A 24,438-nucleotide genomic window follows, 5' to 3' on the forward strand; every position below is an offset into this window, starting at 1 on the left:
TGATTAGGATGATTGCGGAATGTAGACATTCATGGGGTTGGTGTTCACCCCGGTTTCCATCACGTTCAATTCTTCAAAAGCTTCCTGCAACTCGTGCTGCAGAGTGGAGGCGATGGGGATCTCGCTCTCGTAGTGGCCCGCGTCGACCAGCAGAAAAGGTTCGGTATCGACGAACCAGTCGTGGTATTTGATGTCGGAGGTCACGAAGGCCTGCGCGCCCTCGGCTACGGCCCGCGAGGTGAGCGAAACGCCGGCTCCCCCGCAGACGGCCACCTTCTTGATACGTTCGGCCTCTCCCGAAAAGCGAAGCGCCCTTGCGTTGAGGGTGCCGGATACCTTCTCGAGAAACTCCTGCTGGGTGAGTCCCTGGTCACGGTAGAGGCCCACCACCCCCATGCCGAAGTTGTTGGAAGGGCTGGCCACTTTCATGACCTGGAAACTGCCGCGGTCGAGGAGGCCCTTCTTGCGCAGCTCCCTTTTAAGTCCCCCGACGTTGTGCTCGTCGATGATGGCCTGGTAGGTGTACTGCTCGCCCTTTCGCCCCTCCACACGAGAATAGTGAGCCTCCTCGGCGGAGTAGTAGTTGAGCAGCTTGAGCACCGCTTCGTGGTCGTTGTGACTCGTGGTCAGTACAATCTTGCGGCTGACGGGATAGCCCGCCTCCAGAAATTTGAGATTCTCCAGTCCCAGCTTCTCGGCCAACACGAAGGAGACCCCGTCCAGGGCCGCGTCGAGATTGGTGTGGGCGGCAATGAGGGCGACATCGTTGCGTATGAGCTTGTAAATGATGCGCCCCTGCTCACCGGTGGGATTGATGCGGTCGATACTCTTGAAGATAAGCGGATGGTGAGAGACGATGAGCTCGCATCCCTTTTCCACGGCCTCCTCGGCCACCTCCATGGTCACGTCGAGGGTGGTGAGTACGCGGGTGACCTCCCGGTCCGGATCTCCCAGGAGAAGTCCGACGTTATCGTATTCCAATTTGGTGCTGGGGGGCGCCCACTGGTGAAGAAAGGTGGATATATGCCGGACCCGTGTATTCATCGTCGTTTGAACTCCTTATTGGTTGGAGTTCCGGGTCTTCGGGCACAATCGCCCGACGGGCAGGCAGGATACGACAGGATGGGGAAAATCTGAGCCAGTACTTGCAAGTCCGCTTTAAAATCTTGGATTTAGTCTGTAAAAATACGATTTAAATCCGTTTGTTAAAAGGTTATTTTTTATGGAATCGTTTGAAGATTCAGTGCCCTAATCCCAACCCCTGCGGGCCGAAGGCCCCAATCAGGCGAAACACCACACGCATGTCCGAAGATATTCCATCGAACCTGGAGCAGCTGCAGCAGCGCATCGACAAGGCCTGCCGCGAAGCGGGCCGCAATCCGAAAGATATTACCCTGGTCGCTGTTTCCAAGACCAAACCGCTGGAACGCATCCGGGAGGCCTTTGCCTGCGGACAGGTCCACTTCGGGGAGAACCGCGCCAAGGAGCTGCAGGACAAGATGGAGGGATGGGACGAGCCCGACGTGCGCTGGCATATGGTCGGCAACCTGCAGACCAACAAGATCAAGTATATGGTGGAGCGTGTGGACTGGATCGACTCGGTTCCCAAAAAGAAAATTCTGAGAGAGATCGAGAAGCGCGCTTCCCGCATCGACCGGGTGATCGACACCCTCATCCAGGTGAACATCAGCGGGGAAAACCAGAAGAGCGGCTGCGAACCGGAAGACCTTCCGGGGATTCTGGAGTACGGGCAGGGACTGGAACACGTGCGCATACGGGGACTGATGGGCATCGCCTCGCTGGTGGACGACCCCGAGGAGGTGCGTCCCGAATTCCGGCTGATGCGCGAGCTCCTGCAGGAACACCGCACAAGCTACGGGGGCAACGTGCAGCTGGAACACCTCTCCATGGGTATGACCAACGACCTGGAGGTAGCCATCCAGGAAGGATCCACCATGCTGCGGGTGGGGCGCGCCATCTTCGGCGAACGTAACTATGGATGACCTCAGCCGTGAAAGATACCTTGCCCGCGGCGCGTGTTTCATTAATGAAGAAATTTGGTACATTAGAATTATAAGGACAACCATCCTGTCCCCAATGCAATCCCCCTTGCTATGAATGTCTGGGTTTTTATCATCGTAATGGTCGCCATCGTCGGAGGCCTGATTACCGAATACCAGAAGAACAAAATGAACATGCTCGAGCGCAGTGAGCACAACGAGGAGGAGGTGGATGAGCTGCGCAAGCTGGTGGAAAACCTCAAGACACGTATAGAAAATCTGGAGGCCATCGCCGCCGGAGAGCCCGACGACTTCAAGGTGGGAGCCGGAAAGGGCATGAAGGAAATCGAAATCGAGCAGTCGGACATCCGTGAGGAGAACCGCAAGCAGGTGTCCGACCTGGCCAACAAACAGCGGAGCTGATGTTCATGGATGTTGAAGCCATTATTATCGTAGCCATCGTATTCGGCACCCCTCTTGTGGGATTCACCCTTTACGGGATCTACAGGCTGCTCAAATTGTGGATAGGCGGGCCTTCTGGAGAAGTGGTTCCCCGGCAGGATTTCAACCGGCTGGGCAAGGCTTTCGTGGAATTCAAGAAGGACGCTGAGCGCCGCATACGCAACCTGGAGGCTATAGCGACGGAGGAAGAAGACGACAAGTCCGCTTCCCAAAGCTCCGGCAGCGGCACGCGTCAGCTGGGCGGGCCGACCGACACCATCGAGGTGGAAGGCGGCCGGGAGGGCAACCCCAAGGAGGCCCGCGAGCAGAAAAACAGCGGGGAATCCTCCGACGGAAGCAACTTGAGAAACATGCTCCGCGAATAGGCGTTTAATCACCCACGCTCCACTTCCAACCACCGGCCACCAAGGCACTTACCATATGAAGCTCACCGCCCTTGAGATCAAACAGCAGAAATTCGAGAAGGGACTGCGCGGCTACGACACCGATGAGGTACAGGCCTTCCTGGGACTGGTCTCCAACGAATGGGAAAACCTGGTGGCCCGGAACCGCGAACTGGATCGCAAGGTGGAGAAGCTGGAGGAGAAGCTGAAGCATTACGAAAAGGTGGAGCAGGCCCTCCACGAAACCCTGCAGACGGCCAAGGACTCGGCCGATCACAAAATGGAGAATGCGCGCAGAGAGGCTCGCAACACCCTTGAGAAGGCGGAGATGGAGGCCGACGCCATTGTGAATGAGGCCACCCGCACGCGTCGGGAGGTCCGCCATGACATCCTCCGCCTGCTGGACCGCCGCCGGGAAATCATCGGCGGCATCCGTTCCTACCTGGAGCTGGCGCGGGAGTCCCTGGATCATTTCGACCGCGATGAGGCCGGGCTCTTTGAAACGCCCCGCGTCGGCGGGAAGGAACAGGATGAGTCCGAGGAAACCAGCGGGGAAGGTTCGACCCGGGGAGACAACGGCAGCACACGGGAAGTCCCCGATGAAGATAGAGGCTCCGATAGTGACGGCGAAGGACAGGACGCCGGTACCGGGGAGCTGGACGACATTATTGACGAGCTGGATTAGACTGTAAGCCCCCTTCCCCTTATCTTTGGCTTTCACCGGCGAGGAAAGCCGCCATCCCAATTGAACCTCCTTTCCCCAAGCCCATGCCCCGAGAAACGGTAGAAGACTTCCGCCGCAAGCGCGACGAAGCCCTCGAATACATCCGGCAGCAGACCAAAATGCGCCCCGACTACATGCTCATACTGGGTACAGGACTGGGTCAGCTGGCCGACGAGATGGAGGTCGCCATGAGTGTCACCTACGACGACATCCCGCATTTCCCCGTCTCTACCGTCGAAAGTCACGCCGGACGCCTGATTTTCGGCAAACTGGGCGGCAAGGAGATCGTCGCCATGCAGGGACGCTTCCACTACTACGAGGGCTACACCATGCAGCAGATCGCCTTCCCCGTACGGGTGTTGAAATCGCTGGGTTGCGGCACCCTCATGGTCAGCAATGCCTGCGGCGGCATGAATCCCAATTACCGGCGCGGGGACATCATGCTGATCAACGACCACATCAACTTGCTGGGCGACAATCCCCTCATCGGTCCCAACGACGACGAGCTGGGTCCCCGCTTCCCCGACATGAGCCGCCCCTACACCGAGCGGCTGCGGGAAATCGCCGAAAACGTAGCCCTGGAGAAAGGCATTCGCATGCACGAAGGCGTTTACGTGGCGCTCAGCGGTCCTATGCTCGAAACCCGTGCGGAGTACCGTTTCCTGCGTCAGATCGGGGCCGACGTGGTGGGCATGAGCACCGTGCCCGAGGTGATTGCTGCCGTCCACATGAATATGGAGGTACTGGGCATGTCGGTCATCACCGACGAGTGCTTCCCCGACGCCCTGGAGCCGGTGGATATCGAGGACGTGCTGGAGGCCGCCGGCATGGCCGAGCCCAAGATGACGCAGGTCATCATCGGCGTGCTTGAAAAACTTTGATAGTCGACCTCCCCATCGTTATCATGGTGGCGGATTGAGAACCCCAACCCGAAACGGGACCGCTATGAATCGATTCAAGAACCTTTCCCTCTTCCTCCTGGCTGCCCTGGTTGCCACGGCCTGCATGCAAAACGGCAGCGACGCCAGCTACGACGAGCTTACGGGCGACGCCACGCCCAAAGAGTGGGCCATCGTGCTGCACGGCGGTGCCGGCACCATTCCCCAGGACCTGCCCGACTCGGTGGTGCAGGGTTACCGCGCCTCCCTGGACTCCGCCCTCACCATCGGCGAGGAGATCCTGGCCGGCGGAGGCACCTCACAGGACGCCGTCGAGCGAGTGATCAACTACCTGGAGGACAACCCCCGTTTCAACGCAGGAAAGGGAGCGGTGTTCACCCACGAAGGAGCCCATGAGCTGGACGCCGCTTTTATGGTGGGCAACACCCGCGAGGCCGGCACCATCACCGGGGTTCGTACCGTCAAGAATCCCATCTCCCTGGCACGGATGGTTATGGAAAACTCCCGCCACGTGATGTTTGCCGGAGACGGGGCCGAGGATTACGCCGATGAAATGGGCGTGGAACGCGTCAACCAGGACTACTTCTTTACCGAACGCCGCCACCAGGCCTGGAAAGAGGCCATCAGCGAAGACGACCAGTCCGCCCTGCCGGGATCACTGCCGGAGGGTGCCTCGGCGGAAGCCTACGAAGACTACCTCTGGGAGGAGTACAAATTCGGCACCGTGGGATGCGTGGCCCTGGACCGCAACGGCACGCTGGTCGCCGGGACCTCCACCGGGGGCATGACCAATAAGATGTACGGGCGCGTCGGCGACGTGCCTATCGTAGGCTCAGGCACCTACGCCAGCGACGTGGTCGCTGTTTCGATGACCGGCTGGGGCGAGAAGATCATGCGGGCTGTCTCCGGACATACCGTCAGCTCCTACATGAAATACAAGCCCGCCACCCTAGACAGCGCCGCCAGCCATCTGCTGCGAGACGTACTCGACCCCGGAGACGCGGGGATGATTGCCGTAGACCGTTACGGAAACATGGTCATGGACATGAACACTACCGGCATGTACCGGGGCATGTCCGATTCGGAAGGCAACAGGGAAGTCGCCATTTGGAACTAGTTATAGGTCTTCGAGAAATTTATCCCGGAGATCCTGAACGTAGATGCCGATTCCGTTGCGCAGCTCGAACAGCCGCTCGTGGAAATGAAGGTAGGTGCCGCGCTCCATGAATGGCAGAGGGCGCAGGGAATCCTGTAGCAGAGTCAGCGCCTCATTGGCGCAAAACAGTGCCTTCTTCGTATAGGCGATGTTGCCGCCCAGGTAATCAATTTCAAAGCCGAAGGAGTAGCCTCCCGCCAGTTTGGCCCCGATCTTCAGCACCTTCCCTATGAACTCGTTGTACCCGGGGGTGTGGACGGCAGGGTGTATACCCTCAGCCCACTGCAGCACGAAGGCTGCCAGTTCACGGGCCTCGTTGTAGATCTCCACGTTGTCGAGAGAGCCGTAGTTGGTCATGGCGTGCTCCCCGCTGAATTCCTTCCATTCCTCCCCGGCATCCAGGTCTTCCGATTCTTCCAGAAAAGGGTCCTCCTCGAATTCGTCATAGAAAAACCCGTCGAGGTCCTCATCAAACTCATCATCCTCCCAGTCCTCCTCGTCCTCATCCGGGAAGTAGGCCTCTTCAATCTGCAGCTCCTCCTCGATGTAGGCGTCCACCGCCTCCAGTTCGTCGGCGCTCTCCTGCAGCAAGATCAGCCAGCGGGGCAGATTCCCGGTATGTTCGGGAGCGATAATATTGCGAAGGTGGGCGCTTTTTTTCTCAATATTATCCAGATGAGCCTCCCACATGTGCTCATCCCAGATACGGTCATCAAATCCATCGTAGGGCATGGAATTATGCTATAGGTGAGGGATTACTCTATTAAAACAAAAACTTTTGATTTAACGCAACACGCCTCTCTGAAATTACCACTTTTGGCGATCATTTCTTCAATAATTTTCGGCCGTAAGGCATCCTGCCTGGGCGGGTCATCCGGGTATGGTTGCGCTTCCCCACCACGCATTTAGTTTCGCACCCTTCCCGGCGCTGCGCATCGCGTTGCTGTTCGCCGCGGGCGTGACATGCGCCCGTGAGGCCGGCGGTGAGCCGGTGACCTGGATGCTGCTCTTCGGCACCGCACTGGCCGCCTATCTAACCTTGGAACAGCAACACCGCCGCCATCCGGGGAGGGGCTCCCTATTAAGGTCCCTGATCGTCTACAGCCTGCTGCTCTTTCTTGCGGGAGGCGCCCGACATGCCCTGCACGAAGCAACGCTGGACCGCTCTTCGCCAGCCCGGATGCTGGCGTCACACTCCTGGGAGACCGCCGAGGTGAGCGGAATCCTCCTGCAGGTCAGCACCTCCTCCACCGGGCGCCGACACCTGGAGCTGCGCATCGACCGCACCCTTCTCTCCGGCGGTATATCCTGGCAGCAGACCTACGGGCTCCGGGCGGTCATGGACTCCGCACGTTACGCCCGCCTGGCGCCCCTCAGGCCGGGTAGCCGACTTCGCCTGCGGGTGACCGTTTGGCCGTCACTGGAGGGACCGCGCAACCCGCACCAGTTTGACTACCGAGGCTGGCTTCGCAGCCGGGGCATCACGGTACAGGCGGGGGCCGACAGCCTGCTTTCCCTGGAATCACCTTCAGGATGGAGCTGGCCCCGCCTGCGTGGAGAAGCCCTTGAACAGGTCGACCGTATTTTTTCGCGTCCAACGGCCCCGCTGGCCAAAGCCCTGCTTCTGGGCTACAAGCAGGAACTGGATCCCTCCGACCGGCGTGACTTTTCACGGGTGGGACTCTCCCACATCATGGCTGTCTCCGGCCTGCACGTAGGTTTCCTGCTGGCGCCCTTCTGGTGGATGCTCCCGTGGCTGCGGACCTTCCGGCACGGACCCGCCGCCGGCATGGTGCTGACGGTCCTGCTGCTGGGATGTTACGCCGGTCTCACCGGCTTCACCGCCTCTGTGACCCGCGCAACCCTTACCGGCGGGCTGCTGGTCTACGCCCGCCTTTATCACCGCATTCACAACCCGGTAAATCTTACCGCGGCTTCTGCGCTGATCATCCTGGCGGCTGATCCCTCCCAACTCGCAACACCCGGGTTCCAACTCTCCTACGGGGCGGTCTTTGCCATCCTGCTCTGCCTGCCGGTGCTGCGCGGACTCCTTCCCGCCCGACACCGATACCGTGCGGCCGGACGCATCTTCGCAACCTCCGCCATCTCCGTACTGGTTCCCCTCGCCCTTTACCCCCTGCTGGCCTCCTACTTCGGGGAGATCTCCCTGGCGGCACCCCTTTCCAATCTGCTGGCCATGCCCCTGCTGATCGCCGTGGTCCCCACCTCCCTACTCTGGTTGGCGCTCTCCACGGCCGCACCGAAAGCCGGGACCCTGCTGAACATGCCCAACGACTACGCCCTGGCAAGCATAGCCCAAGGAGCCGAGTGGCTGGCAGCCGTGGAGGGAAGCTGGATGCGAACGCCAGAGCCGGGCGTACTGCTGACCGCCGCCTGGATATTTGTACTGCTCCTGCTGAGCTCCCTGAGGCATCCCCGCCTACGCTGGAAGCTGACGGCAGTATGCCTGGCTGCAGCCTGCCTGGGACAAGCCCGCGGACTGCAGCGCAGCGCCTCCGTGCCGCCCCTGACCGTGATCTTCTTTGACGTGGGGCAGGGAGATGCGGCGCTGGTTCGCACGCCGGCCGGCCGAAACCTGCTGTTCGACGCGGGTCCAGGCGAGGAGGGCTACAGCTCCGCCCGCTATGTGCTGCTGCCCTACCTGAGGGCAACAGGTGTGGACACCCTACACGCGGTACTTCTGAGTCACCCGCACGCCGACCACCTCGGGGGCATGCCCGACCTGCTGGAGTCCCTGCCCGTGGGGGTGGTCTATCACCCGGGCCAACGTCACGACTCCGGCCTCTACCGTCGCTACCGGGAAACTGCCCGCCGCTTGGACGTGCCCCTGCAAGCCCTTGCCGCAGGTGACCGGCTGCGGCCGGACCCGGCCCTGCGCCTGCAGGTGCTCGGCCCCCGGCAGACCGTGACGGACTCCCTTTCACGGGAGGCGCCAATGGAGGTGAATGCCTCCAATGAGGGCTCACTGGTAATACGGCTGGTCTACGGGGAGACCTCCATCCTGTTCATGGGCGACGCCGAAACGCCCTCGGAACTGGAGCTGATACGCCGCTACGGCGGCATGTTGCAGTCCGACCTGCTGAAGGCAGGCCACCACGGAGCGGCCGACGCCACCTCCTCCCCTTTTCTCCGCGCCGTCCGTCCGGAGAAGGCCGTTGTTTCCGCCGGGGTGCGCAATCCCTTCGGCCACCCGCATCCAGCTACCCTGGAGCGGCTGCGGAGCGCGGACGTACAGACCTGGATCACCGCCCGCGACCAAGCCCTGATCTTCCGTTCCAACGGGCAGACCATCCGCAGGGTAGCGTGGCGCTGAAGCATTCTGGAGGGGTGCCCGCCCTTGGAGGGAAGGTCCCGATCGCTTAACTTATGTAGCGCAAAATCAACGGGCACACCATGGACAAACGACCGCAGACGTGGCTCAACGAGCGTGGCCAGCTCATTCTGATGGCCGCCGGGGTGGCGGGATTGCTCTTCCTGATGTACCTGCTGGAGCACCTGATCAACCCCCTGGGCTACGGACTGCTCATCGGCATCGTACTCTATCCCATTCGCCAACAGCCCGTGGCACGCGCGCTGCTATACGCCACCTTCATTGCGGCGGGCGTCTGGCTGATCTACGACTCGGGACACCTTCTCATCCCTTTCGTACTTGCCTACATTATTGCCTTCATCATTAATCCCTGGGTGGAGGCGCTGGAGCGGCGCAGAATTCCCCGCGGGGTCATTGCAGGCCTGTTCACCTTCGTGAGCCTGGGCCTGCTGGGGCTTGCGGCCTTCCTGACAGTGCCCGCCGTGGTGGAGCAGCTGGGACGCATCGGCACGGTCTTCAACGAGGCTGCCAGCAACACCGGACCATGGATTGAGAGCACGGGCGTGCTTCCCTTCCTGGAGTCCATGGGTTTCGAACCGGAAGTGATCAAGGGACAGCTTTCCACACAGATCAATTCGCTGGTGGACTCCTTTTATACGGGCATCACCAGCCTGTCCGCCAGTTACGTGAACAGCATCGGGAGCGTGGTGCTGATTCTGTTCTTCCTGATCCTCATGCCCTTTCTCTGCTATTTCATGATCCGCGATTACGAGAAGATCGGCATCTTCGTGCGATCCCTGATCACGCCCAAGGAAGTCTCCTCCGACTACACCACTCAGATCAGCCGCATCGTGGGCTCCTACTTGCGCGGCCAGTTCATCGTAGTGCTAATCAGCGCGGTAAACCTGAGCGTGGGATTCTGGCTCTTTGGCGTTCCCTACGCCCTGGTGCTGGGCATCTTCGCTGGATTGACCAACTTCATCCCCACTTTCGGGCTCTGGTTCAGCATCTCCGTCTGCACCCTGGTAGGCGCCACCATGGGCGACCCCTGGTTCCAGTTTCTTCCGGGCATCTACATCGTTTTCGCGGTGGAACAAGTGCTGGAGTCGGGCTTTCTCGTGCCCCGAGTAGTGGGCAGTCACGTGGGACTGCACCCCCTGCTGGTGATGGTCTCCCTGCTGCTCTTCGGCTTCATGTTCGGCGTCCTGGGACTGCTCATCGCCGTGCCCACCGTGGCCCTCATCTCGGTCTTCTACGAGCAGTACAAGGAGACGCGCAAGATATCTTTCCTCAGCGGCACCGAACTGAACTCCTTCATCAAACAGTTTGACCGGGAGACCCAGAAACAGAAGCGGAAAAAGAAGGAGCAGATGAAAAGCCGGTAAGCCGGCCTGTCATTTTCTTTTGTGGCCAAATACTCTTATTTAATCCACGTATATTCACCCAAATCATAAAATGATGAGCGATTCGGAACGCCTGAACTTTGAAGATGCTTTATCAAGGTTGGAAGAGATCGTGAACGAGCTGGAGTCTGATGAAATCTCCCTGGAAGACTCCATTGCGCTCTACGAAGAAGGTATCAGGCTCTCCAGGATCTGCACCGAGAAACTGGAAGAGGCCGAACTGCGTATAGAGAAGGTGAACGAGCAGCAACGCGAGCCGAACGACTAGAAACCCGCCTCAAGGACATGGAAGAACTGGAAAACGTGACTCCGGGACCTCTACTGGAGTCCATCGCCACGCCGGACGATCTTCGGAAGATTGACAAGGAGCGGCTGGTTGAGGTCTGCGACGAGCTGCGAGACTACATCATCGAAATGGTATCCATTCACGGGGGACATTTCGGTGCCAGCCTGGGCGTGGTCGAGCTGACCGTAGCCCTGCACTACGTTTTCGACACCCCCAGGGACCTGCTGGTATGGGACGTCGGCCACCAGGCCTACGGCCACAAGATTCTTACGGGACGCCGCGACCGATTTCACACCAACCGCAAGCACGGGGGACTCTCCGGATTTCCCAAACGCTCGGAGAGCGAATACGACACCTTCGGTGTGGGCCACTCCAGCACCTCCATATCTGCCGCACTGGGCATGGCCGTGGCACGCGACCTCGACCAGTCCGACAAGAAGGTAGTAGCCATCATCGGCGACGGCGCCATGTCGGCCGGCCTGGCCTTCGAGGCAATGAACAACGCCGGGGCCATGAATTCCGACATCCTGGTCATCCTCAACGACAACCGGATGTCCATCGACCCCAACGTGGGCGCCCTGAACGAGTACCTGGCCGAGATCACCACCAGCAAGACCTTCAACAAGCTGCGCGACGAGATCTATGACATGCTGGGCCATTTCAAGTCGGCCGGCGAAAAGATGCGCAAGATCGCCTCTCGTCTGGAAAAAGCCGTAACCGCCGCCATTACGCCCGGGGGACTCTTCCAGGCCTTGGGCTTCAAGTACTACGGTCCTGTGGACGGGCACAACGTGGACACTCTTCGCCGCCACCTGGAAGACCTCAGGGACGTACCGGGCCCCAAACTCCTGCACGCCGTTACCATCAAGGGCAAGGGCTTCGCCCCCGCCGAACGGGAGCAGACCAAATGGCACGCGCAGAGCAGCCCCTTCGACAAGATCACGGGCAAGTCCCTCGTCCCCGACAAGTCCGGCCCCGACATTCCCAAATACCAGCACGTCTTTGGCGAAGCCATCGTGGAGCTGGCCGAGAAGGACGAGCGCATCGTGGGCATCACACCCGCCATGCCCAGCGGCTCCAGCCTCTGGCCGCTGATGAAGGCTTTCCCCGAACGCGCCTTCGACGTGGGCATTGCCGAGCAGCACTCCATCACCTTCGCCGCCGGCCTGGCCGCCGAAGGCAAGAAAGCCTTCGCCGCCATCTACTCCACCTTCCTTCAGCGGGCCTACGACCAGGTCATCCACGATGTAGCTATCCAGAAGCTGCCCGTCGTGTTCTGCATCGACCGCGCCGGGCTTGTAGGAGCCGACGGACCCACCCACCACGGGCTTTACGACATCTCCTACCTGCGAAACGTACCCAACATGGTCGTCTCCTCGCCCCTTAACGAACAGGAGCTGCGCGACATGATGTATACCGCCTCCCGATACGAGGAACAGGCCTGGGCCATCCGCTACCCGCGCGGCAGGGCCACGGGCATGGAGACACGCAAGGAATTTCACAGCGTGGAGCTCGGCAAGGGCCGATGCCTGCGCGAGGGCGACGAAGTAGCCGTCCTGAGCTTCGGGCCCTTTGGCAATTACGTGATCGAGGCCGCCGACGCCCTTTCCGAAGAGGGCATCGAAGTGGGCCATTTCGACATGCGCTTCGCCAAGCCCCTCGACACCGATCTCATCGACCGCGTCTGCCGCGATTACCGCGCCGTCATTACTATAGAGGACGGCACGCGTATGGGCGGCTTCGGCAGCGCTGTGGCCGAATACCTGGTGCAGCAGCCCGGCCGCGTCCCTGTCACCATCATGGGCGTGCCCGACCGCATCGTGGAGCACGGCACCCAGCGCGAGCTGCATGAGGAGGTGGGCCTGGACCCCGAAAGCATTGCTGCCCAGGTGCGCCGGTGCCTGGAAACGACGGCGGTGAAGTAGCACGCCCCAGCCGCCGGAACGCTGTGCGCCTCGCCATATAAAACTTTTTTCCCTTCCCTCTCGTCCTTCCTTTGAACGGCAGCGATCCTGGGAACGGCACCCCAGGAATGGTCACCGGCCAGCGGACCTCCGCTGAATACACGGGATCATCCTGCAGCCGTTTGTGACACTCAGGGTATAGCACATGAACGACGCAAAACTGGTAGAACAATTCAGGGGCGGAGACACCCGGGCCTTTAATCGCCTGGTGGATAGGTGGCAGGACCGCATCCACCGTTTCGCCTACCGATACTTCGCCAGCCATGACGAGGCCCGTGAGATCACGCAAAAGACCTTTATCCGCGCCTACCGCAAACTGAATACGCTGGACGACGCGGAAAAATTCGCCGCCTGGATCTACCGCATTGCCAACAACCTCTGCCTGGACGAAGTGAAGCGGGCCGGCCGTCGCCGTTCGGCGTCCATGAGGGCGCTGGGTCCCGATCCCATTGCCGAGGGACTGGCGGCCAATCCCGAGCGGGGCATCCAGCAGAAGCAGCTGGAGGCCCTGCTGCAGCAGGCCCTAAGCCGCCTGCCCGACGAGCAGCGGGTGGTGGTGATCATGAAGGAGTACGAGGGACTGAAATTTCGCGAGATCGCGGACATACTGAACGAACCTGAGAACACCGTCAAGTCCCGTATGTATTACGGTCTGGGCAAGCTAAGAGACATTTTTGACGAATGGAATATTGAAACCGAGGCACTGTACCATGAATAAGGAAGAAGCACGACACCTGCTGATGGACTATCTCTACGAGGAGATAGCTCCCAAAGACAAACATAGGCTGGAAGCCTACCTGGAAAAGCATCCCGCCATGCGTGAGGAGCTGGAGCAACTCGGGGAGACCCGCGCCCTGCTACAGCGTATGCCCGAGGCCGAAAGCGACCGTCGCATGGTCATGGTGGAGGGGAACGACCGCAGTCTGGGCGAGTGGCTCAGCGAGGCGCGCAACCTGCTGCCCCGCACAGCCTTCGGCCGGGCCAGCATGGCCGTCGCCGCCGGACTCATCCTGCTGCTTTTTGTAGGCTCCGTGGCCAAAATGCACATCAGCTACAGCGGCGATCGGGGACTCTCCCTGACCCTGGGCACCACGCCTGTGGTCAACGAGGGCCTCAGTCCCGGCGAGGCACAGTCTCTGGTGCAGGAGATCCGCCGGGAAAACGCCGCCATGATGGAGCAGTTTGCCTCCTCGATGAACGAGCAGAATCGCGAGCAGCTCCAGCAGGTCGTGCGCTACTTCCAGCGCCAGCGCATGAATGACCTCCAGCAGATCGACTACACGCTCAGCCAGCTGCAGGAGACCACCACCGACCGCTTTTTACAGACCAACCGATTCCTGGGGAACCTGTTGCAAACCGCAAACTTTCAAGAACCCAACCAATGAGGAAACGAACCATGAAATACCTTAGCAACCTGATTCCCATACTACTGGCTTTCCTGATGAGCCTTATGATCCTGCCCATGCAGGCCCACGCGCAGCAAGACGTGGACGGCAACCGCCTGAACCGCGACATCAACATCATGGAGAGTATCCTCTCCGAGATGTTCCGGATGAAAAGCACGAGCAACAGCGAGCAGGCCCGTGTGGTGGCTGCCTACACCTCCCGCAACAGCGGCGTGCGGGGCACCTACCTGCCGGACTACGGGCTCATTTTCCAGATCGACCGTTCCTCCACCCAATACCTGGTCATCAATTCAGAAGACGAGACCGAGGGGAGTATGGTGTTCCAGTACGGCGAAAACGACTCGGGTGATCCGGAGGCGGTGACGCGTGAGAGTATTACCGAGCGTATAATGGAATTTCTTAAAAACTACGGCTCCACCATTGGGCAGCTGGAGAGCGACGAACACGTCATGGTCATTTACGGCGGCGCGCCAGGGTCAACCTGGTCAGGATTCAACCTGTTCACCACGTCCTCCGGCAGCCGCATCTCCTCCGGTAACTCCGGCGACCGGTTACCGGTCATTTCCGTCTCAGCCCGCATGTCCGACCTCGCTGACCACCGAAGGGGCAGCCTGAACGACCAGCAGTTTCAAAATCGGGTTTCGATCTCCGAAACCGAGCCGAACGACGCCGGCAGCAAGGACATGCGTGTGATGGCCAACATCTTCGAGACAGCTTTTGAGGACAATAATGAGGGATTTGAAGTCCGGGGTTCGGTCGATTACCTGCTGCTGGACAACTTCGGGGCGCTCTTTTTCTTCGATACCGGTTACGGGAGCAGCGGGGTCTTACGTGCGCCCTCCGCCCCGCGACTCCGCGTGGGCTCCGACAGCAATAACTCCCGGATCGTCGCCATCGAAGAGATGAAGAAGACCCTGGCCGAGCAGCAGCAGGAGGTGGAGCAGAAGCGGGAAGAGCAAAGGAAGAACACGTTGGCCGCTCTGGAGACCTTCAAGACCGAAATCAGGGAGTACCTGGTGGATTACGGGCGCACCCTCAGCTCGGTGGAGAGCGACCAGCATGTCCTGCTGTCGATCACCCTGAATTCGTCCATCGACGAAATTCCCGACCGCATCGACGTGCAGGTGGCCAAGTCCGTGCTGGAGCGCATGGACCAGGGCAACCTTAGCCGGGAACAGGCCATCAACCAGGTTAGCCTGCGGGAGTACTGATTCCTTTCCCAGGAAGCAAGAGGATGGCGCGGTCCGGCTGATCTACCACCTGCCGGGTCGCGCCATTTCTTTTTTCCGCAGACCTACTTAGCGCGCGGGTCCCGGTAGAGGGCCTCATGGTTGACGGCCCGGTGCAGGCGGCGCCGGTACGCCTCTGCCGAAATCTCCACGCAGCCAAACTGAGCAAGGTGTTCGTTCCAGAACTGGGTGTCCCAAAGTTCGAAGCCGCCCGCCTCCAGAGCCCGGTGGTTGTACCAGAGTGCCACCTTCGAGGCCTCCTTGGCGCACTCGAACATGGACTCCCCGAAGAAGGCGGCGCCCAGGGAGACCCCGTACTGCCCTCCGACCAGCATGGCCCCGTCCCAGACGCTCACCGAGTGTGCGTAGCCCATCTCGTGGAGACGGCAGTAGGAATCGATGATCTCGCCGGATATCCAGGTGCTTTCGCGATCGGCGCAGCCCTCCATCACGTCGCGGAAGGCGTAGTCGTAGCGCACCCTGTAGTGGTCGTTGCGGATAATACGCCGCACGTTGGAGGAGACCCGGAATTTGTCCAGTGGTATGATGCCGCGTCGTCGAGCCGAATACCACTTGGCCTCGGGATCGTCGCGGGCGTCCGCCATGGGGAAGATCCCATTGGCGTAGCCGGTAAGCAGCTCTTCGGGTGACAGCATAAAGCGGAAGCCGGTTTCCGGCAACTTTCCTTGTTCCCTCTACCAGGCACCAAAACTGCAGTCCAAGAAGGCGGCGTCACGGTCCCAGGCGTCTACGGCCGCGGCTCCCTCGCTGCTGTTCTGCCCGCTCCCTATGGGCGAACCCGGCGGGGGAGACAGGGGCGTTGTGGGCATGAACATCTCGCCCTCGTCTCGGAACTGCTGCAACATGCGGTAGCCGTAGAGCAGGGAGGCGATGCGCTCTTCGGTGGCCTGGACGTTCTCGGCCTCGCTCTGCATCCACTCGCGCAGCGATTCCAGCTTCAGGTTGGTGATGGCGCGTACCTGCGAAGAGGCATCCTCGTCAGCCGCCAGGTTCATCATGTGGTAGAGTACCACGTAGTTCACCGTGTTCTGGATGGAACCAAGGTAGCCGGGCTGCATCTGAGCTTTCCATGTGTGGTTAACGATGGTATCCAGGTATTCGCCCAGGTCCAGGTTGGCCGAGTCTCGGGCGCCGAAGTCCACCAGGCGCGCGGCCCGCTCGGCATTCAAGAGCACCCCGGCGGTCATATGGGCAGCCGTTTCGGCGGCTCCCAGGGGATCGAAGGCCGGGTCGGTGTGGCTGTTGAAAAGCTCACGCGATCCGCTGTAGCCGATGGGACGGGGGGGTATGATCTCCACGATGCGGTCCGGAAGATGAAGGGTCGCTGGATCCAGCGTCTTGAGCATGCGCTGCAGGGCGGCACGCTGAATTTCAGGGTCCACAGCTTTGGGACCGGGCCGGCCGTCGCCGCGCAGGTTGTAGGAATAGTCAACTCCCCCGATCAGCTTGGCCGTGGCGTCCAGCTGGTAGCGGTGGAAAAGGTAGATGGGTACCAGGGCGTCTTCAAGGGTCGCCATGGGCATACCCGGCTTGATGACCTCTTCAGAAAAGTTGTTCAGGGCAATGCGGCGCACGTTCAGGATATGGTCCATCTGCTGGACCGCACTCTCCCCGTTGTCCCAAAGATGGGCGCGGGGGTGGGCTCCGCCGGCAGGACGCGCGTCGGAATCAGAGATGAACCTCAACCCGTCGGCGTAGGCGTTCTGCAGTATCCGGTTGAGTGCGCGTTCCTCGTCGGGAGCACCCGAAACATCGGCGTAGCCATAGCTAATGGCGGCCTTGTCCCACTCCCCTATGCCCGTATCGTAGGCGTTATCCAGGTTCAGCGTGCTGTCGGCGTTAATCGTTACCCGGGGCGCGGGGTAGTCCATCACCGAAGCGCGGCTGTTGGTGCTGGCGGCGAAATTGTGGGCCAGTCCCAGCGTGTGTCCCACCTCGTGGGCGGAAAGCTGGCGGATGCGGGCAAGGGACATCTCCAGCATGGGGTCCTCGCCGCCGACCGAGCCTTCCTCATACGGTGCCAGCAATCCCTCAGCAATCAGGTAGTCCTGGCGTACCCGCAGCGAGCCCAGGGTGATGTGTCCCTTGATGATCTCGCCCGTGCGGGGGTCCACAACCGAGGAACCGTAGGACCAGCCCCGGGTGGAGCGGTGTACCCAGTTGATCACATTGTAGCGCACGTCCATGGGATGGGCGCTGTCGGGAAGCATCTCTACGCGAAAGGCGTTCCGGTACCCGGCGGCCTCAAAAGCCTGGTCCCACCAGCGGGCGCCCTCCAGCAATGCGCTGCGCACCGGCTCGGGAGTGCCGGGATCAAGGTAATAGACGATGGGCTCCACCGGCGCACTCATGGACGAGCCTGGATTCTGCTTCTTGAGCCGATGACGGGTGATGTAACGTTTGGTGATGGAGGTGCCGATGGGCGTGGTGTAATCCTGGTAACTCGTGCCGAAATATCCGGCCCGCGGGTCGAAGGTGCGGGGCTCATAGCCGTCGTCGGGCAGCTGCACGAAGGAGTGGTGCTGCCGCAGGGTCACCGCGTCGGCTGATGGCGTTACCGAATAGACCTCGCCAGAGGCGCCGCGACCGGTATAGGTGAGGGTGGCTTCAAACTCGGAATTCTGCGGAAAGTTCATCGTGCCCTCAGGGTAGATGTACGAGCGGCCCGCATCCACGCTCAGTCCCCCGATGCGCGGGGAGACATTGTGGGCGTCACGCAGCAGGAAGGGCGTCATGTCTACCAGCACGGTATCGCCCTGCCCGGCAGCCACGTCAAAATCCCAAATAATGCTCCGCGCGAAGGCGTCCTCCACCGCCTGACGCTCCAGCGGATTGTCCGTGTCGGTGGCCCGGTAATCGTAGTTGGGCTGTACCATCATCACCTTGGGCCCGCGGCGCTGGAAGGTAACCACACGCTCGCTGCCCAGCTGGTTGCGGTCCAGCCCGATGTCGTTGGATCCCAGTCCCGCCGTCAGAGAATTCACGTAGAGGAATTCGGTATCAAAGCGGGCGATCTCCAGCCAAATCTTGCCGGTGTCCTCGTTCCAGTAGTAGGAGAAGTAGCCCTCCACCTTTTCCATCCCCTCGGTCTTCTCGGCGATGGTGGGGGTGTCCTGAGCGAAGACAGGAAGACCGAAGAGGCAGAGCAGGAGGGTGAGTGCGGTAAGACGTCGTACCATGAGAGGCGCAATTGAGTTCATATTGTCAGGGGGGCGTACTATAAGTACGTGCATTTGGACCTAAGAACAAAGATTACTCCTCCTCTCCGTACATCCTTGCCAGATCGTTGATCATCTCCTCGTTGATGCCGGCCGACACAAATCCGCCGTCGTGGTAGAGGTTTTGCATGGTGACCATGCGCGTGAGATCGGAAAAGAGAGTGACGCAATAGTCGGCGCATTCGTCAGCGGAGGGGTTGCCCAGCGGGGCCAGCTTGTCGGCAAAGGTATACATGCCGTCGAAGCCCTTGATGCCGCTGCCCGCAGAGGTTTTGGTCGGTGCCTGGGATACCGTGTTCACGCGGATGCCGCGCTCGGCCAGGCGGCTGCCGTAGTTGCGGGCGATGCTCTCCAACAGCGCCTTGGCGTCGTTCATGTCGCTGTACTTGGAGAATATGCGCTGGGCGCCGATATAGCTAAGAGCCACAACACTGGCCTGGTCGTTCAGCAACTCCGCCTCGTCGGCAAAGCGGAGAATCTTGTGGAGAGAAACCGCTGATATGTCCAACGTCTGCTGCAACCAGTGATAGTTGAGCTCCTCGTAGCCCTTGTTCTTGCGAACATTGGGGGACATTCCGATGGCGTGCAGCATGAAGTCGATGCTTCCGTGCTCCTCTTTTACCTTCTGCATGAGCTCCTGAACCTCATCTTCCTTGGAGACGTCGCAGGGATAGATGGAGGAGCCGGTCTGTTCGGCCAGGTCGTCCAGCTGTCCCAGCCGGAGGGCTACCGGCGCATTGGAGAGGGCGAATTCGGCCCCCTCACGTTTGCAGGCCAGGGCGATTCGCCAGGCGATGCTGCGCTCGTCCAGTGCCCCGAAAATAAGTCCCTTTTTGCCTTCCAGTAAACCGTATCCTTGTTGGTTCGCCATTGCTCAATCCGTATTTAATTTCCGTTCCATCGAAAGCCGCTTCAAGATAATAAAAAATCGCGCAGCATTTCTTGGTGAGGCGATCGCGACAGAAGCCGATCCTGCCTTCCCGCACAGCCCCCGGCGACAGGGGCGCCTAAACCTGTTTCCATGTATTGATAATAGCCCCATTTGTCCTTATTTTGCGAGACTTTGATCCAATATTTCTTCGTCGGTAACCCGACGCAACCACGTTGCCAACAGCGACGCTTCAGACATGTTTGAGGACCTAAGATCAAAATTAGACAGTGCCGTCCAGACGCTGAAAGGCGAGGCGCAGATCACCGATGTGAACATCGCCGAAACCGTGCGGGAGATCCGCCGGGCGCTGCTGGACGCCGACGTCAACTACGATGTGGCCCGCGAGTTCACCTCCAGGGTGAAGGAACGCGCCATGGGCGAGGACGTCCTCTCCGCCGTAAACCCGGGACAGCAGTTTACCAAGATCGTCTACGACGAACTGACGCAGATCCTGGGACAGGAGCGGGTGGACCTTTCCGTTGCACACACGCCCCCCACAGTGATCCTCATCGCCGGCCTGCAGGGGTCGGGTAAGACCACCTTCAGCGCCAAGCTGGCCAAATACCTGAAGCAGGAAAACAATCGCAATCCCATGCTGGCCGCCGCCGACGTCTACCGTCCCGCGGCCATCGACCAGCTCAAGACGCTGGCGGGACAGATTGACGTACCGGTCTACTCCATCGAACAGAAAGACGCTGTTCGCGTTGCAAGGGAGACCGTTTCCATGGCCAAGAGCCTGGCCCTCGACACCGTGATCATCGACACGGCGGGCCGTATGCACGTGGATGAAAAAATGATGGACGAAGTCGCCCAGATCAAGAAGGCGGTCAATCCTCACGAGACCCTCTTCGTAGTCGACTCCATGACCGGACAGGACGCCGTCAATACGGCCAAGGAGTTCAACGAGGCGATAGATTTCGACGGCGTTATCCTCACCAAGCTTGACGGCGATACCCGCGGCGGTGCAGCCCTCTCTATAAAGACGGTTGTGCAGAAACCGATCAAGTTTGTGAGCACCGGCGAAAAGCTGGACGCCCTCCACCCGTTCTACCCCGACCGGATGGCACAACGCATCCTGGGAATGGGGGACGTGGTTTCCCTGGTCGAAAAAGCCCAAAAGGAGTTCGACGAGACGGAAGCCCGCAAAATGCAGAAGAAGATCAAGTCGGACTCCTTCGACCTGGAGGACTTCCGACAGCAGCTGCAGCAGGTGAAGGGCATGGGCAACCTCTCCGATCTCGTGGGCATGATCCCCGGGGCCGGAAACGCCCTGCAAGACGCCGAGATCGACGACGATGCCTTCAAACCTATAGAGGCGATCATCAATTCGATGACCCCTGAAGAGCGCCGGAATCCCGAAATCCTCAACGGGAGCCGACGGCGCCGCATTGCCCAGGGCTCAGGCACACGCGTACGTGATATAAACGACCTCATGAAGCAGTTCAATCAGATGAAGAAGATGATGAAGTCGTTTTCCGGAGCGGGTGCCATGGGCCGCATGAGGCAGATGATGCAAGGCTTGTAACCAAAAATGCGCAAGATTCCGACCATATCCTCTACCAACTAATCACCAACAAATTCCAAACAAACAGGAGAATCACCATTGCTTAGAATCCGATTACAACGTAGAGGTCGCAAAAAACGGCCCATACACCACATCGTGGTCGCCGACAGCCGCTCCCCCCGGGACGGCCGCATCGTCGAGGACCTGGGCCGTTTCGACAACCTGAAAGCCCGCAACGAACTGAAACTGGACCGCGAACGCGCCATATACTGGATGCAGAAGGGCGCCCGGCCCAGCGACACCGTCCGCTCCATATTCAAAGATGAGGGCATCCTGTACGAATTGCACCTTATTCGCTGGGACAAGTCCGAAGAGGAGATCGAGGAGGCCCTTACCGAATGGCGCACCAAACGGGACGAAAAGAAAGAAGAAGAACCCACCCGCAAGGAGAAACAGCAGGCGCTGCTCGAGGCCGAAGAACGCGAATACCAGAAGCAACTGCAGAAAAAGGCCGAGGAAGCCGCCAAGCAGAAAGCCAAGAAAGAGGCCCTCGCCGCGGAAGAAGAAGCCGAAAAGGCAGAAAGCCAAAAAGTCGAGGAGTCGGAAAGTCCTGAAGTCGAGGAGTCGGAAAGTCCTGAAGTCGAAAAGTCCGAGGAGTCGGAAAGTCAGGAAGTCGAGAAGTCCGAAGTCGAAGAGTCGGAAAGTCCGGAAGTCGAGGAGTCGGAGGACGAAGATTCCGTCTCCACCGACATGACCGCCAAGGAAGCCATCGATCATATCCGCAATACGGAGCTCGATGAGCTCGAAGGATTTGTATCTGATGACGAGGACCGGGTGACCGTTCAGCGGGCCTGGGAAAGCAAACAGGAAGAATAACTTTTTCCTGAATCACAGGCCGGGAAGATGCTGGAGCCCGTTGAAGACCAGTACCAGATCATCGGACACGTCGTCAACGCGCACGGCGTCAAGGGTGAAGTACTGGTGCAGCCGGGTTTCGAAGATCCCGGCCTGTTTGACAGTCTCTCGCTGCTGCATTATCAAAATGCTCGCGGCGAGCTGGTGCCGGCCCGCATCGAGCGGGTGCGTCTCCAGCAAAAGGGAGACCGTCTATCGTTCTTTGTAAAGTTTGAGCACATTTCGGACCGCAACGAGGCCACCGAACTGAGAGGTTCTCCCCTCTATGTGCACCGCAACAAGTTTGCGGTTGCCGTAGAGGTGGAACAACCGCGGGACTACCGGTCCTGGAAGGCATGCGGGGAGGATGGATCGCCATTAGGCACCGTCACCGCCATGCTGGAGAACCCGGCACATCCCATCCTGGGGATTACCCTGGAGGAGGATGGTCGCGAACTGCTCGTACCCTTTGTAGACGAGTACATCGTGTCGGTGGACGACGAGGCGGAGGAAATACGCTGCCGAAGGTTGGATCAGCTGGCCGGTTTATAGCAAGACCATGATGAGAATCGATATCATATCGGCGGTACCGCAGGTGCTGGAGAGTCCGCTCTCCCACAGCATCGTGGGCAACGCCAGGGAGAAAGACCTGGTGGAGATCCACATCCACGATCTGAGGGAGTGGTCGGAAGACCGGCACCGGAAGGTGGACGATTCCCCCTACGGGGGCGGAGCGGGCATGGTGTTGACACCACAGCCCATCTTCTCCTGCGTGGAAGAGCTGATGAGCAGCCGGGATTACGACGAAGTGATCTTTCCGGCACCTGACGGGGTTCCATTCCGTCAGGATCACGCCAACGAGCTGTCGCTCTGCGGCAATCTGATGTTCATCTGCGGACACTACAAGGGGGTCGACCAGCGGGTCCGCGACGCGCTGGTAACCCGCGAGTACAGCCTCGGCGATTACGTGACCAGCGGGGGCGAACTCCCCGCGGCCGTTATGACCGACGCCGTGGTCCGTTTGCTGCCGGGCGTCCTCGGCGATGCCGAAAGTGCTTTGAGTGATTCGTTCCAGGACCACCTGCTGGAAGGGCCCATATACACCCGTCCAGCGGAATTCCGGGGGATGGAAGTCCCGGAGATACTGCGGTCCGGCGATCACAAGAAAGTGGAACAGTGGCGCTTTGAGCAGTCACTTGAGCGCACGAAGGCCGTGCGTCCCGATTTGTACGAAAAATTTCGAAAAGATAAGTAGACCGAACACAGCATCATGGACAAGTTAAAACTAGCCGAACAGTCACTGGTCAACGAGGATCTCCCCGAATTTGAGCCAGGTGACACCGTCAACATACACTACCTCGTCCGCGAGGGCGAGAAGGAACGTATCCAGCATTTCGAGGGACTGGTAATCTCGCGCCGGGGGTCGGGCTCCAACCAAACGTTTATCGTGCGCAAGATCTCGGCCGGCAACATCGGCGTGGAGCGTATCTTTCCCCTGAACTCTCCCTTCATTTCCAAGATCGATGTGAAGAAAAGGGGCGATGTTCGACGCGCAAAGCTCTTCTACTTGCGCGAACGCCAGGGCAAGTCGGCGCGCATCAAGGAAAAAGACCGTGCCGCCACCCAGCGACTCGAGGAACGCGAGCAGGAACGTATCGAGGCTCGTGAAGCCGCGGCCGAAGAAGCCGCCGCCCAGGAGGCGGAAGCTGCTGAAGCATCCGCCGAGGAGCAGGAGGCCGAAGCGGTCGCTGCCGGGGAAGCGGAAGCCGGTCAAGCTGAAAGCCCGCAGGCCGAGTCGCCCGCAGAAGAAAAAGCCGAAAAATCGGAAAGTCCCGAAGTCGAAGAGTCTGATGAGGAGGAGTCCAAGGCTGCGGAGGCGGAGGCAAATCAAACAGACGATGCATCAGCCGAGACCGGCACCGACACCGGCGAGGATGACAGCTCCGGTGACGAGGAGGAAAAAGAGCAGAAGTAAGCACGACCTCACCGCCACACAGTTCCAAACCCCTTTCTCCCTGCCGTGGAGAGAGGGGTTTTGTTTTATGCCCCTTTCGTTTCCGGACCGCGACTGCGATAAATCAGCATGGGGGGGATATTGAGGATCTCAAACTCGGTCTCCACATCCCCGAAGATCTCCTCAAGGGGTTTCTTGAGATGGTCGGAGGTCTGGTAGGCAAGAAACCATCCGCCGGGACGCAGGAGCCCGCGGCTTCTTCGAAGAATGTCCAGAGTGTCCGCGTCGCTGAAAAAGGAGAACGGCACGCCAGATATGATGTAATCCACCTTGCCTGCGAGGCTGGGATCCAGCACACGGTCTACGATTTCCACGCTTTCGTTGTGCAGGATCAGCCTGGGATCCTCCCGCTCCTTCAGCTTTTGGAAAAGTCCGCTGTTGGTTTCAAAGAGTACCAGCCGGGATTCCGGGGTCATCTTCGGCAGCAGGAAGTCGGCGAAAACACCGGCTCCGGCTCCGTACTCCACCACTGTCAGGTCGTGGTCGAAACGCATAGGGCTGCAGACTTTGCGGATGGCAAAGCGGGAGGTGGGCGTGACCGAGGCCACGTCGCGGTCCTTCAGGAAATTTTTAATGTAGGAAAAGGTGCTCATCGATCACTTCGCAGATGGGC

General features: G+C 59.8%; 22 protein-coding genes and 2 pseudogenes. 18 read left to right on the forward strand and 6 right to left on the reverse strand.

Annotated elements, in window-relative coordinates:
• Positions 1 to 3: 3 nt before the first annotated feature.
• Complete coding sequence (locus U5K31_07735) at positions 4 to 1,044, reverse strand: Nif3-like dinuclear metal center hexameric protein (GenBank protein MDZ7772613.1); 1,041 nt, start codon at positions 1,042 to 1,044, stop codon at positions 4 to 6.
• 257 nt (positions 1,045 to 1,301) lie between these two features.
• Here U5K31_07735 and U5K31_07740 point away from each other — a divergent pair, with 257 nt between their 5' ends.
• The 6 genes from U5K31_07740 to U5K31_07765 all read left to right on the forward strand — a co-directional run bounded on the left by U5K31_07740 (position 1,302) and on the right by U5K31_07765 (position 5,585).
• Complete coding sequence (locus U5K31_07740) at positions 1,302 to 2,003, forward strand: YggS family pyridoxal phosphate-dependent enzyme (protein ID MDZ7772614.1); 702 nt, start codon at positions 1,302 to 1,304, stop codon at positions 2,001 to 2,003.
• Positions 2,004 to 2,114: 111 nt separating this feature from the next.
• A complete protein-coding gene (locus U5K31_07745) occupies positions 2,115 to 2,423 on the forward strand; it encodes a hypothetical protein (GenBank protein ID MDZ7772615.1) in 309 nt (102 codons plus the stop codon).
• Positions 2,424 to 2,428: 5 nt separating this feature from the next.
• Positions 2,429 to 2,827, forward strand: a complete 399-nt coding sequence (locus U5K31_07750) for a hypothetical protein (GenBank protein ID MDZ7772616.1) — start codon at positions 2,429 to 2,431, stop codon at positions 2,825 to 2,827.
• Positions 2,828 to 2,882: 55 nt separating this feature from the next.
• Positions 2,883 to 3,530 carry a DivIVA domain-containing protein gene (locus U5K31_07755; protein ID MDZ7772617.1) on the forward strand — a complete coding sequence of 216 codons (648 nt, stop codon included), beginning with the start codon at positions 2,883 to 2,885 and terminating at the stop codon, positions 3,528 to 3,530.
• Between the two features lie 83 nt (positions 3,531 to 3,613).
• Complete coding sequence (locus U5K31_07760) at positions 3,614 to 4,450, forward strand: purine-nucleoside phosphorylase (GenBank protein MDZ7772618.1); 837 nt, start codon at positions 3,614 to 3,616, stop codon at positions 4,448 to 4,450.
• A 64-nt stretch (positions 4,451 to 4,514) separates the two neighbouring features.
• Positions 4,515 to 5,585 (forward strand): isoaspartyl peptidase/L-asparaginase, encoded by a 1,071-nt coding sequence (locus U5K31_07765; GenBank protein ID MDZ7772619.1) that lies wholly within the window; start codon positions 4,515 to 4,517, stop codon positions 5,583 to 5,585.
• On the opposite strand, the gene U5K31_07770 is transcribed toward U5K31_07765, so the two are convergent.
• Positions 5,586 to 6,356 carry a hypothetical protein gene (locus U5K31_07770; GenBank protein MDZ7772620.1) on the reverse strand — a complete coding sequence of 257 codons (771 nt, stop codon included), beginning with the start codon at positions 6,354 to 6,356 and terminating at the stop codon, positions 5,586 to 5,588.
• Between the two features lie 148 nt (positions 6,357 to 6,504).
• Here U5K31_07770 and U5K31_07775 point away from each other — a divergent pair, with 148 nt between their 5' ends.
• The 7 genes from U5K31_07775 (at position 6,505) to U5K31_07805 (ending at position 15,225) form a co-directional block, all read left to right on the forward strand.
• Entirely contained in the window at positions 6,505 to 8,958 is a 2,454-nt protein-coding gene (locus tag U5K31_07775; protein ID MDZ7772621.1) for a DNA internalization-related competence protein ComEC/Rec2, read from the forward strand.
• 80 nt (positions 8,959 to 9,038) lie between these two features.
• Entirely contained in the window at positions 9,039 to 10,340 is a 1,302-nt protein-coding gene (locus tag U5K31_07780; GenBank protein ID MDZ7772622.1) for an AI-2E family transporter, read from the forward strand.
• Positions 10,341 to 10,413: 73 nt separating this feature from the next.
• A complete protein-coding gene (gene xseB / locus U5K31_07785; GenBank protein MDZ7772623.1) occupies positions 10,414 to 10,626 on the forward strand; it encodes an exodeoxyribonuclease VII small subunit in 213 nt (70 codons plus the stop codon).
• 17 nt (positions 10,627 to 10,643) lie between these two features.
• The gene (dxs, locus tag U5K31_07790) at positions 10,644 to 12,569 is read left to right on the forward strand and encodes a 1-deoxy-D-xylulose-5-phosphate synthase (protein MDZ7772624.1); all 1,926 of its coding nucleotides are present in this window, start codon (positions 10,644 to 10,646) and stop codon (positions 12,567 to 12,569) included.
• Positions 12,570 to 12,753: 184 nt separating this feature from the next.
• On the forward strand, positions 12,754 to 13,326 hold the full coding sequence (locus U5K31_07795; protein ID MDZ7772625.1) for an RNA polymerase sigma factor: 573 nt from the start codon (positions 12,754 to 12,756) through the stop codon (positions 13,324 to 13,326).
• A complete protein-coding gene (locus U5K31_07800; GenBank protein ID MDZ7772626.1) occupies positions 13,319 to 13,993 on the forward strand; it encodes a hypothetical protein in 675 nt (224 codons plus the stop codon). Before U5K31_07795 ends, U5K31_07800 begins: the two co-directional genes overlap by 8 nt.
• 11 nt (positions 13,994 to 14,004) lie before the next feature.
• On the forward strand, positions 14,005 to 15,225 hold the full coding sequence (locus U5K31_07805) for a hypothetical protein (protein ID MDZ7772627.1): 1,221 nt from the start codon (positions 14,005 to 14,007) through the stop codon (positions 15,223 to 15,225).
• Positions 15,226 to 15,308: 83 nt separating this feature from the next.
• On the opposite strand, the gene aat is transcribed toward U5K31_07805, so the two are convergent.
• From aat to U5K31_07820, 3 genes are all read right to left on the reverse strand, one after another.
• A complete protein-coding gene (gene aat, locus U5K31_07810; protein ID MDZ7772628.1) occupies positions 15,309 to 15,899 on the reverse strand; it encodes a leucyl/phenylalanyl-tRNA--protein transferase in 591 nt (196 codons plus the stop codon).
• 39 nt (positions 15,900 to 15,938) lie between these two features.
• Entirely contained in the window at positions 15,939 to 18,443 is a 2,505-nt protein-coding gene (locus tag U5K31_07815) for a zinc-dependent metalloprotease (GenBank protein MDZ7772629.1), read from the reverse strand.
• A gap of 73 nt (positions 18,444 to 18,516) precedes the next feature.
• On the reverse strand, positions 18,517 to 19,353 hold the full coding sequence (locus U5K31_07820; GenBank protein MDZ7772630.1) for an enoyl-ACP reductase: 837 nt from the start codon (positions 19,351 to 19,353) through the stop codon (positions 18,517 to 18,519).
• Positions 19,354 to 19,609: 256 nt separating this feature from the next.
• Between U5K31_07820 and ffh the strand changes: the two genes are divergently transcribed.
• From ffh to rplS, 5 genes and pseudogenes are all read left to right on the forward strand, one after another.
• Positions 19,610 to 20,938, forward strand: a complete 1,329-nt coding sequence (ffh, locus tag U5K31_07825; GenBank protein MDZ7772631.1) for a signal recognition particle protein — start codon at positions 19,610 to 19,612, stop codon at positions 20,936 to 20,938.
• A gap of 78 nt (positions 20,939 to 21,016) precedes the next feature.
• Positions 21,017 to 21,241: pseudogene (rpsP, locus tag U5K31_07830) on the forward strand (30S ribosomal protein S16).
• Positions 21,242 to 21,820: 579 nt separating this feature from the next.
• Positions 21,821 to 22,363 carry a ribosome maturation factor RimM gene (rimM, locus tag U5K31_07835; GenBank protein ID MDZ7772632.1) on the forward strand — a complete coding sequence of 181 codons (543 nt, stop codon included), beginning with the start codon at positions 21,821 to 21,823 and terminating at the stop codon, positions 22,361 to 22,363.
• Between the two features lie 7 nt (positions 22,364 to 22,370).
• Complete coding sequence (gene trmD, locus U5K31_07840) at positions 22,371 to 23,066, forward strand: tRNA (guanosine(37)-N1)-methyltransferase TrmD (GenBank protein ID MDZ7772633.1); 696 nt, start codon at positions 22,371 to 22,373, stop codon at positions 23,064 to 23,066.
• A gap of 15 nt (positions 23,067 to 23,081) precedes the next feature.
• Positions 23,082 to 23,426 (forward strand): annotated as a pseudogene (gene rplS / locus U5K31_07845) (50S ribosomal protein L19).
• 425 nt (positions 23,427 to 23,851) lie between these two features.
• Here the strand turns inward: rplS and U5K31_07850 are convergent.
• Entirely contained in the window at positions 23,852 to 24,418 is a 567-nt protein-coding gene (locus U5K31_07850) for a methyltransferase domain-containing protein (protein ID MDZ7772634.1), read from the reverse strand.
• Positions 24,419 to 24,438: the final 20 nt, after the last annotated feature.

This window comes from Balneolaceae bacterium (genome assembly GCA_034521445.1).
Taxonomy (GTDB): Bacteria; Bacteroidota; Rhodothermia; order Balneolales; family Balneolaceae; genus JAXHMM01.